Here is an 8,775-nt window from a genome sequence, read left to right on the forward strand (position 1 = left end):
CCGACAAATTGAACCGGCGAAAACAGACTTGTCGGCGCCCCTTAGCTGGCGGCTCAGCGCCATACGCTATCAGTATACTGCCACACCTGCTACGGTAATTCGATATATTCCAATGGAGCGTCACCACAGCTTGAGAGTACAAAGCTTAGAATGCGGCCTTGTTTGAATAAGTCCGCTCATATAGACAGTCGTCGCCGGCGCTCCTTACTGAGCCGGATTAGTCCACGATCGCAGCATTGCCTCGATCTGACCAAGCAGTCTGGAAGGTGCTCCATCGAGTTGGCGGCCGAGGCGGTGGATCAAGCTGACGGTCGCATGTTCCAGCTCCGGCTCTAACAAAGGCCTGCTTACAATCGTGCCCTCCTCCAGTTCGGCGACGGCCGCCATTCGAGGGAGAACAGTGATCATATGACCACCGCGCACCAGATCGCGCATCAGTTGCAGCGAAGAGGTGACGATCACCGGCGCAAGATATGTCTGCGCGCGCCGCTCTGCTCCATTCAACATCTGACGGATGCGGAACTCACTCGGGGGCAAACACAATGCATATCGCGTGAGATCGGCGATCGTCATCGAGGGCATGGACGCTGCCGGGTGGTCGCGTCCGCATAGCACCGCCAACGGCTGCTCAGCCGAGGTGCGGGAACGGATCTTAGGCTCGTTCGACGCGCCGAAGATCATGCCGATATGCGCCTCGTCGTGCAGCACCATGCGCACGACTTCGCTGGTGGTGCCGCTGTGCACCCGAACGACGATGCCGGGATTGCGACAGTAAAACTTGTCCAGCAAATTACTGAAGGAGCGTCCCAGAAACCCCTCGCCGACCGCCAGATCTACCGTCCCAGTCTTCAATTCGCGTAGATCGCGCAATCGGTTTACCAAAGCCTCGCGGTCGGCGAGTTGCTCGCGATAATATTCGATCGTCACTCGGCCAGCTTCTGTAAGCTGGATGGACCGCCGACCGCGCTCAATAAGCGCGATGCCCAACTCGCGTTCCAGCTGGGCGATCTGGCGGCTGATGGAGGATACCGCTACGCCGATCCGCTCGCTGGCGAGCCGCATCGAACCCAAGTTCGCCGCCTCGTAGAAATAGGTAAGTGCCGTTTCCAAATGTCGTGTCCTCGTAGCGAGGGAAGCTATTTCTCTGTTCCACGAGACGCAAACGAATTCGCCGCTGCCCTACCCTGATGCAACGTACTATCCTACGCAACACTCTCGCTCACGCCGAGCAAGCTTGGTCGGTTAGACCATCGTCTGCCCAGAACGCGGAGGATTGACGATGACCCGACCCTGGCCGCGAGATCGACGGGCACCGCTTCCGCCCGTTCCCGAATGGCATGGAGAAACAGAGGACCGCATCGCTTCTCCGGGCGGTAATTGGTGCACCCCGGCCGAGCGCGATGATTTCGACACGACGCCCGATTATGAAGAAACGCTGGCCTTCATCTATGCCCTGGCGGACGCGTCGCCGCTGATCCGCGCGCGCACCTATGGCCGAACGGTAGAAGGTCGGCCACTGACGTTGGTTATTGCCAGCAGCGATCACGACATGGCGGATGCTGAAAAGCGTTCAAAGAGCCGCGCCCGCGTGCTGGTTCAGTGCGGCATTCATCCGGGAGAGATCGACGGCAAGGACGCCGGGCTGATGCTGCTGCGCGACATCGCCGCAGGCGATCGGGAAGCATTGTTGAACGAATGCGACCTGTACTTCGTGCCGGTAGTCAATCCTGATGGCCACGAACGTCGATCACTCTTCAGCCGCCCCAATCAACGCGGTCCGCGTGAGCAGGGATGGCGCGCATCGGCGCAGGGGCTGAACCTTAACCGTGACTTCGTGAAAGCGGAATCGCCTGAGATCAGGGCGATGCTGACGCTGTTCAACACGATCGATCCCGACCTGTTCGTCGACATCCATGTCACCGACGGGCTGGATTACCAGTACGACATCACCTTCGGCTTCCAGGACGCTCCGTATACCGCCTCCCCGGCGATCAATCGTTGGCTGGAGGCGTGCTATCGCCCGTTCGTATCGGCCGACATGACCGCGGTCGGACACCTGCCCGGTCCGCTCATCCTGGCTATGGACGACCGCCGACCGGAACTGGGGCTCGCCCTGCCCGCCTTTCCGCCACGATTCTCGCACAGTTATGGCGATCTCCGGCACCTGCCGTCTGTTTTGGTCGAGAACCACTCGCTCAAGCCAGTACGCCAGCGGGTTCTCGGCACCCTGGCGCTGTTGGAGGCCACGATGCGCGTCGCTTCGGCAAACGTCGGAGACCTACGCGCCGCGATAGAGGTCGATCGCCGACGCAGGGAACCCGCGCCGGTGCTGACCTGGCTGGCAGCCGCCGATCCGGTGCGGGAAACACTGTTCCACCCGATCGCCTCCGAATTCTATCGCTCCCCGGCGTCCGGTGCCGAAGAGGTGCGCTGGCTGGGCACCCCACTGCCGCCCGTATGCACACCAGTGCATGGATCAACGCCAGGCCTGCGCATTGCGCGGCCGGCGGGCTACTGGGTTCCAGTCTCCGAACCTGAGGTAATCGAGCGGCTGTCGCGCCAAGGCATCCGCATGGACGTGTTGGCGGAGGCACGTACGGCGGAGGTCGCGATGATCCGCCTTGATCGCATCGTGCTGGCACCGCGCGTGTCCGAACGGCGCGTCGGTGTGGGTGCCGACTGCACGCGGGTCGAACGGCGACAGCGGCGATTTGCGGCGGGTAGCGCCTATGTGCCCACCGACCAACCAATGGGCGATCTGGCGATCCACATGCTGGAGCCGGCATGCGCCGACTCCTTGTTCGCGCAGGGGTTCGTCACAGGCTGCCTGGACCAGGTCGAGTATATGGAGGCCTATGTCATCGCACCCATGGCTGATGCCATGCTGGCCGAAGATCCCGAACTGGTGGCCGAGTTCGAAGCTGCACTGGACGCCGATCCGGCCTTCGCCGCGGACCCGGTCGCGCGGCTCAAATGGTTCTACCTGCGGTCGCCTTATCAGGACGACGATTATCTGCTCTATCCAATCGCAAGGGCGATCGCGCCTTGAGGTGTTGCAGGAGGTGCAATGAACTCTGCGCCGTAGGTGCGTTGCGGTTCCTTTTGTCCGCTGCGATCCTGCCGCCGGCCGGCCTACGCGACAGTATTGCCGCCGGTCGAGAAGGACGGAGATGAACATGTCGATGCCCGTTGATCGTCGCACGCTGATCGGCGGTGCCGCAGCTTTCGCGCTTGCTCCCACCGGATTGCTCGCGGCTCCGCGCCGGCGACCGCGTCTCGGCATCCAGCTCTATACGCTGATGCAGCTGCTCGACAGGGATCTGGAAGGCACGATCGCGCAAGTGGCGGCGATGGGCTATCGCGAGGTCGAGACGTTGGGCAGCTTTGGCGGCGATCCGGTCAGGCTGCGCGAGATATTCGACCGACATGGGCTGGTGTCGCCGTCACAGCACATCATGCCCCCCGGCCTGTACGAGGTGTTCGATGCCGGCGTCGCCAAGCGGATCGACATGGCAACGTTCGAGCGGGAATTCATCGCCGCCTTCTCCTTTGACCGGGTCGAGGGTTTGATCGAGGCGTGCGCACAGCAGGCAAAGGCGCTGGGCCAGACATACATCGTCTGGCAGATCAGCTGGCCATCCCAGCTGGAAACGCGAGCAAAGATCGACGCGCTTGTGAAGGCGCTGAACCGCGCCGCCGACACCGCGCATCGCGAGGGCTTCACCCTCGCCTACCACAATCACAGTCAGGAATTCACCAAGGTCGGGACCGACGTACCCTATGACCTGATCCTGAAGGGCACGAACCCCGACCGGCTGAAGTTCGAGATGGACCTGGCATGGGCGACCGCCGCCAAGGTCGATCCGGTCGGCTATTTTCGCCGCTATCCCGGCCGCTTCCGCATGGTGCACATGAAGGATGTCGGTGCCGATGGAAACGTGCGCGATCCGGGCACCGGCATCGTGCCGTTCAAGCGGATCATCCCGGCCGCGGAAAAGGCCGGCGTCGAGCATTTCTATGTCGAATACGACGTGCCCAAGGACCCGATGGCGACGGCCAAGCGCGCGTACGGCTATTTGTCGCCGCTGCTGTGACCCAGGTCGGCCGGCGGCGTCAGTCCAGCCGGCCCATCACCTCGAACGACGCGATCCGATCGTCGCGCAGCGTTGCGAGCGCCATGCAGGATTCACTTCCCCTGGACCTCAAGGGCGCCAAGCCGCAGGCGATCATGGACATCTGGTATCCGGGCAGTCAGGGCGGTGCGGCGACTGCCAACCTTTTGTTCGGCGAGGTGTCGCCTGGCGGCAAGCTGCCCTACACCTGGGTCCGCAACATCGGTCAGATCCCGACCATCTACTCTCACCTGACCACGCACCAACCAAAGAGTTTCGGCGAACGCTACTGGAATGAGCCGAGCGCGCCGACCTACCCGTTCGGCTACGGTCTGTCCTACTCCAGCTTCGCCTTCTCGAACCTGCGGGTTGGCAAGGCGAGCGTCGCTCCTGGCGAGGGAGTGCCTGTCAGTGTCGAGGTGAGGAACACCGGCACGGTGAAGGCCGACGAGGTGGCGCAGCTTTACATTCACCAGCGCTATGGCACCGCCGCACGGCCGGTGCGCGAGTTGAAAGGGTTCGAGCGAGTGACGCTGGCGCCGGGTGAGACGCGCACCGTGCGCTTCACACTCACGCCCAAGGACCTCACCTACTGGGCGTCTTCGACCAAGAGCTACGTGCAGGATGAGACGACCTTCGACCTCTACGCGGGCGGCGACTCCACGGCGGCGCTGACCACAACCTTTGAAGTGCGCAAGCCCTGATGATGACAGCCAAGAACGACGTAGGTCTGGTGCGCGGCGACCACGCTGGTGCCCGGCTCGCCACGCGCATTGCCTTCCTCGTAAGCGGGTTCGGGCTAGCCTGTTGGGCGCCGCTCGTCCCGCTCGCCAAGGCTCGCCTTGGCATTGACGAAGGCACGCTCGGCCTCTTGCTCCTGTGTCTGGGGCTGGGGTCGGTGGCTGCCATGCAATTGTCCGGGCCGCTGACCTCCCGGCTGGGAGCGAAGCCCGTGGTGTTGATCGGCGGGGGCGGCCTGACGTTGCTGCTGCCACTGCTCACCGTCGCATCGACGACCGCCACGATGGCTTTGGTGCTGCTCGCTTTTGGTGGCTTTATGGGCACGATCGAGGTCGGCATGAATGTCCACGCGGTCGAGGTCGAGCGGCATGCGGGACGGCCGATGATGTCGGGCTTCCACGGTCTCTTCAGCGTTGGCGGCCTCGCTGGAGCAACGCTGCTGACGTTCATATTGTCGGCGGGCCTGAGTGCGCTTGCCGGAACGCTTCTCGCGGCCGCGGTGATGGTCGGAGCGCTGACGCTCGCCGCGCCACGCCTCATCGCGACATCACGGGCGGATGAGACACCTCTCCTCGTTTTACCGCGCGGCACCGTCATCCTTCTTGCCCTGCTGGCAGCGAGCACCTTCCTGTCGGAAGGCGCGATCCTGAATTGGGGCGCGCTTCTTCTCACCGACAAGGGTCTGCTCACGCCCGCCCGTGCCGGCATCGGCTACAGCGTGTTCGCCGTCGCCATGACCGTGGGGCGACTCACCGGTGATCGGGTGGTCGCCCGGCTTGGCGATCGACAAACGATGTTCTGGGGCGGCCTGCTGGCGATCGTCGGCTTCGGGGTACTGCTAACCACACCCGTGGCCATGATTGCTATGCTGGGCTTGTTGCTGATCGGGCTCGGTGCATCGAACACGGTGCCGGTGCTGTTCCGCCAGGCAGGTGCGCAGACTGTCATGCCGGCCGGGCTTGCCGTAGCGGCGGTCACGACCATCGGCTATGCTGGCATATTGGCAGGACCAGCAGCGATCGGGTTCGTCGCGAAGCAGACTGGGCTACAAGTCGCGTTCTGGATGCTGGCAGGCCTGCTCTGCCTTGTTCCATTACTCGCTGGAGTGGCGGTGCGGAAGCGATCAGCTGTGAAAACTTACCCGGCCACTTTGTGATTACCTCACAACCTGAGTCACACCGTGGGTGTCCTGCCATCCACGCCGTGTGCATCATAGGGTCCTGGCTGTTTAGGAGATGCCGGTGGACGCTGACCCGTCCCGCAAGGGAAGGTGTGGCGGGAAGGCGGCTGGCGTAGACCGCCCTGTCCCATGATAAGGGGCCGCTTTCCCAAAACCCGTTTCCGATTGCTATGTCCCGAAACCGCACCACTAAGACGGAGTTACGGGAATATGCGGCATCCTCGAAAGGTGGCGTTCGGGGTCGGCGGCCGTGACCCATAGTCGGTCACTCAGGGCCGTTTTCCGCTTTCCGAAAGCCGCCATCCGTTCATCTCCCGCGGCCGGCTGCGTCTCGGCTTAGGGCCGAGTACTTGCATCAGTGTAGCCGGGTCTCGCGTGCCGCAGATGTGCATCGAAACCGCCTACTTTCACGTCGGACATTCGCGCCAAATACGCCGTCAGTCGAACCCGCCTGCACCGGCGTTGCGAAACTTAGGAACTGTGCGACAACATGGGCGCCGACGGGGTGTCCATCGGCGCCTGCCTCATTGGTGAATGTCTGGGTGGCGTTCAGGCCGCGGCGAGCGTGCGGGCCGTTTCGCTATAGCTGTGCAGCGGGCGGCCCAGGATGCCGACCAGCCGTTCGCGGTCGCCGTCCTCGGGGATCATGCCGTCGCTGACATAGCGTTCGGCCATCAGCCGCATCTCGTATGCCGTCCAGCGTGGCATGAACGTCGCCATGTTGGCCTCGAAGCCGCTGGGATCGTCGCCGCCATAGACGACCGGGCGCCCCAGCACGTCGGACCAGATCGCTGCCACGTCAGCGCCGGTCAGCGTATCGGGGCCGACCAGGTTGATCGTCTCGATCGGGAGCTTGGCCGGCGCGTCGTGGCGGCGGACCAACTCGATGGCGGCGACCTCGGCGATGTCGCGCGCATCGACCATGGCAAGCCCCCTGCCCCCGATCGGCATGGGATAGACGCCGTGCTGGAGGATCACGTCCTTCACCATAGCCTCGTTGTCGATGAAGTAGGTCGGGCGCAGGATGGTGGCGCCGAAGCCCATCGCTTCCAGCATGCGCTCGGCGCCACGCTTCACGGCGAAATGGGGAACGTTCACCGCGAGGTCGGCTTGGAACACCGACAGGTAGACGACCCGCTCCACGCCGGCTTCACGCGCCACGTTGAGGGTGATGATCGCCTGGGTAAACTCGTCGCCGGTCACCGCATTGAGCAGGAACAGCGTGCTGACGCCCGCGAAGGCGGCGCGCAGCGCGTCGATGTCGAGCAGGTCGCCTTGCACCACCTCGACGCCGGCCGGGAACGCGGCCTTGGCGGGGTCGCGGGTCAGGACGCGCACGTCCGCATCGCGCTGCACGAGCTGGTCGACGACATGGCGGCCGACACGGCCGGTGGCTCCGATCACGAGAATGGTCATAGTGTTCGCTCCTTCGCTTGGGTCTTGCTGATGAAGCGAAGATGGTCGATCCATGGGCGGGCAAATAGACGCGCAATCTGAACGCAGCGTCTCACTGGTGGAACCATATGGACCTGCTCGCCCTTGCCGACTTCACGCTCGTCGCCCGTCACGGCGGTTTCGGTGCAGCATCGCGCGCCGCCCACCGGCCCAAGGCGACCTTGTCCCGGCGCGTGAGGGAGCTGGAAGCGGCACTGGACCTGCGGCTCTTCGAGCGCGGCCGACGCGACCTCAAGCTGACCGAGGAAGGACGGGCGCTGTTCGAACGCGCCGGCGCGCTGCTGACCGAACTAGAGGAGACGGCGACCGCCATCGCCTCCGGCAGCAGCCAGGTGCGTGGCCGGCTTCGGATCAGCGCGCCGCTGCTCTTCGCGCAGACGGCGATGGGACGGCTCGCGGCCGAGTTCGCGCGGGCGCATCCGGAGGTGCGGCTGGAGGTGACGACCGACGATCGGGCGGTCGACATGATCGAGGAGGGCTACGATCTGGTGATCCGCGTGAACCCTGCGCCTGACGAGGCGCTGGTAGGCCGCCCCTTTCTCCACGACCGGCTGGTGGTGGTGGGCGGCCCCGCCATGCCGCGGTCCGTGGGGGCGGTTATGCCGGCGGTGGTGCGCGGCGCCGATCGCGCACGGAGCTGGACCGCAGTCGGGCCGGAGGGGCCGGTGGCGATCGAGATCGAGCCGGTGCTGCGGCTGTCCTCGCTGGTCATGATCCGCGACGCGGTGCGAGCGGGCGCCGGCGCGGCGCGTTTACCGCTATCGCTCGCGCTCGGCGACATAGCCAGCGGGCGGATGACGTCGTGGGGCAACGTGGCGGGGTCGGATATCAGCCTGTGGGCGCTCTATCCGTCGCGCCGGCTGCTCAACGCCAGGGTGTCCGCGTTCCTGGAGCTTCTGCGGCAATCATTTCCCCAAGGAACACCGGAGGAACTCGCCGCCTACCTCGCAGGATGAGGCTGGTTCTTGTCGCATGACGTCGGACATACGCTACGGCAGGAAGTCGGGACAGCCGCGACGCGACCGCTTTCCTATAACCCATCGCCACGTGCCCGTTTCGGGAAAGCGCAATTGAGAACGTGTTTCGGGAAACGACCCTGGCGGCGAGGTGATTTGCTCTCCCCTGCCCTCTGCGATCTCGGCCGGGGTCCCAATCGGGAACGGCCTTGACGTTATGGTCTGACGATCGAGGCCGTGGAATATGGAGAGATCGTCTCCCACCCGAGCGCTGAGTAGAGGGTTCGGCCGTTTTCGGTGGCAACGAGCAATTCCGTGGCGCTGGGGTTCT

7 protein-coding genes are annotated in these 8,775 nt (G+C 64.1%); 5 read left to right on the forward strand and 2 right to left on the reverse strand.

Translation table 11 applies throughout. The features are described 5' to 3' along the window. Positions 1-204 precede the first annotated feature (204 nt). The gene (locus tag BMX37_RS14240) at positions 205-1,110 is read right to left on the reverse strand and encodes a LysR family transcriptional regulator (RefSeq protein WP_244501607.1); all 906 of its coding nucleotides are present in this window, start codon (positions 1,108-1,110) and stop codon (positions 205-207) included. A gap of 169 nt (positions 1,111-1,279) precedes the next feature. On the opposite strand from BMX37_RS14240, the gene BMX37_RS14245 reads away from it, so the two are divergent. The 4 genes from BMX37_RS14245 (at position 1,280) to BMX37_RS14260 (ending at position 6,009) form a co-directional block, all read left to right on the forward strand. Next, positions 1,280-3,049, forward strand: a complete 1,770-nt coding sequence (locus BMX37_RS14245) for a M14 family metallopeptidase (RefSeq protein WP_093666413.1) — start codon at positions 1,280-1,282, stop codon at positions 3,047-3,049. A 127-nt stretch (positions 3,050-3,176) separates the two neighbouring features. Next, positions 3,177-4,094 (forward strand): sugar phosphate isomerase/epimerase family protein, encoded by a 918-nt coding sequence (locus BMX37_RS19020; RefSeq protein WP_212611453.1) that lies wholly within the window; start codon positions 3,177-3,179, stop codon positions 4,092-4,094. Continuing rightward, positions 4,091-4,816, forward strand: a complete 726-nt coding sequence (locus tag BMX37_RS14255) for a fibronectin type III-like domain-contianing protein (protein WP_212611454.1) — start codon at positions 4,091-4,093, stop codon at positions 4,814-4,816. The genes BMX37_RS19020 and BMX37_RS14255 overlap by 4 nt, the downstream gene beginning before the upstream one ends. Continuing rightward, positions 4,816-6,009 carry an MFS transporter gene (locus tag BMX37_RS14260; RefSeq protein ID WP_244501608.1) on the forward strand — a complete coding sequence of 398 codons (1,194 nt, stop codon included), beginning with the start codon at positions 4,816-4,818 and terminating at the stop codon, positions 6,007-6,009. The genes BMX37_RS14255 and BMX37_RS14260 overlap by 1 nt, the downstream gene beginning before the upstream one ends. Positions 6,010-6,582: 573 nt before the next feature. Here the strand turns inward: BMX37_RS14260 and BMX37_RS14265 are convergent. Then, a complete protein-coding gene (locus BMX37_RS14265; RefSeq protein WP_093666416.1) occupies positions 6,583-7,449 on the reverse strand; it encodes an SDR family oxidoreductase in 867 nt (288 codons plus the stop codon). A gap of 107 nt (positions 7,450-7,556) precedes the next feature. On the opposite strand from BMX37_RS14265, the gene BMX37_RS14270 reads away from it, so the two are divergent. Continuing rightward, the gene (locus BMX37_RS14270) at positions 7,557-8,444 is read left to right on the forward strand and encodes a LysR family transcriptional regulator (protein ID WP_093666417.1); all 888 of its coding nucleotides are present in this window, start codon (positions 7,557-7,559) and stop codon (positions 8,442-8,444) included. The last annotated feature ends 331 nt before the right edge of the window (positions 8,445-8,775 follow it).

The sequence above is a fragment of the Sphingomonas gellani genome, from assembly GCF_900110035.1.
GTDB classification, from domain to species: Bacteria; Pseudomonadota; Alphaproteobacteria; order Sphingomonadales; family Sphingomonadaceae; genus Sphingomonas; species Sphingomonas gellani.

Coding starts and splice junctions, on each gene's coding strand:
- BMX37_RS14245 (WP_093666413.1), top strand. CDS start 1,280: ATGACCCGACCCTGGCCGCGAGATCGACGGGCACCGCTTCCGCCCGTT.
- BMX37_RS19020 (WP_212611453.1), top strand. CDS start 3,177: ATGTCGATGCCCGTTGATCGTCGCACGCTGATCGGCGGTGCCGCAGCT.
- BMX37_RS14260 (WP_244501608.1), top strand. CDS start 4,816: ATGATGACAGCCAAGAACGACGTAGGTCTGGTGCGCGGCGACCACGCT.
- BMX37_RS14265 (WP_093666416.1), bottom strand. CDS start 7,449: ATGACCATTCTCGTGATCGGAGCCACCGGCCGTGTCGGCCGCCATGTC.
- BMX37_RS14270 (WP_093666417.1), top strand. CDS start 7,557: ATGGACCTGCTCGCCCTTGCCGACTTCACGCTCGTCGCCCGTCACGGC.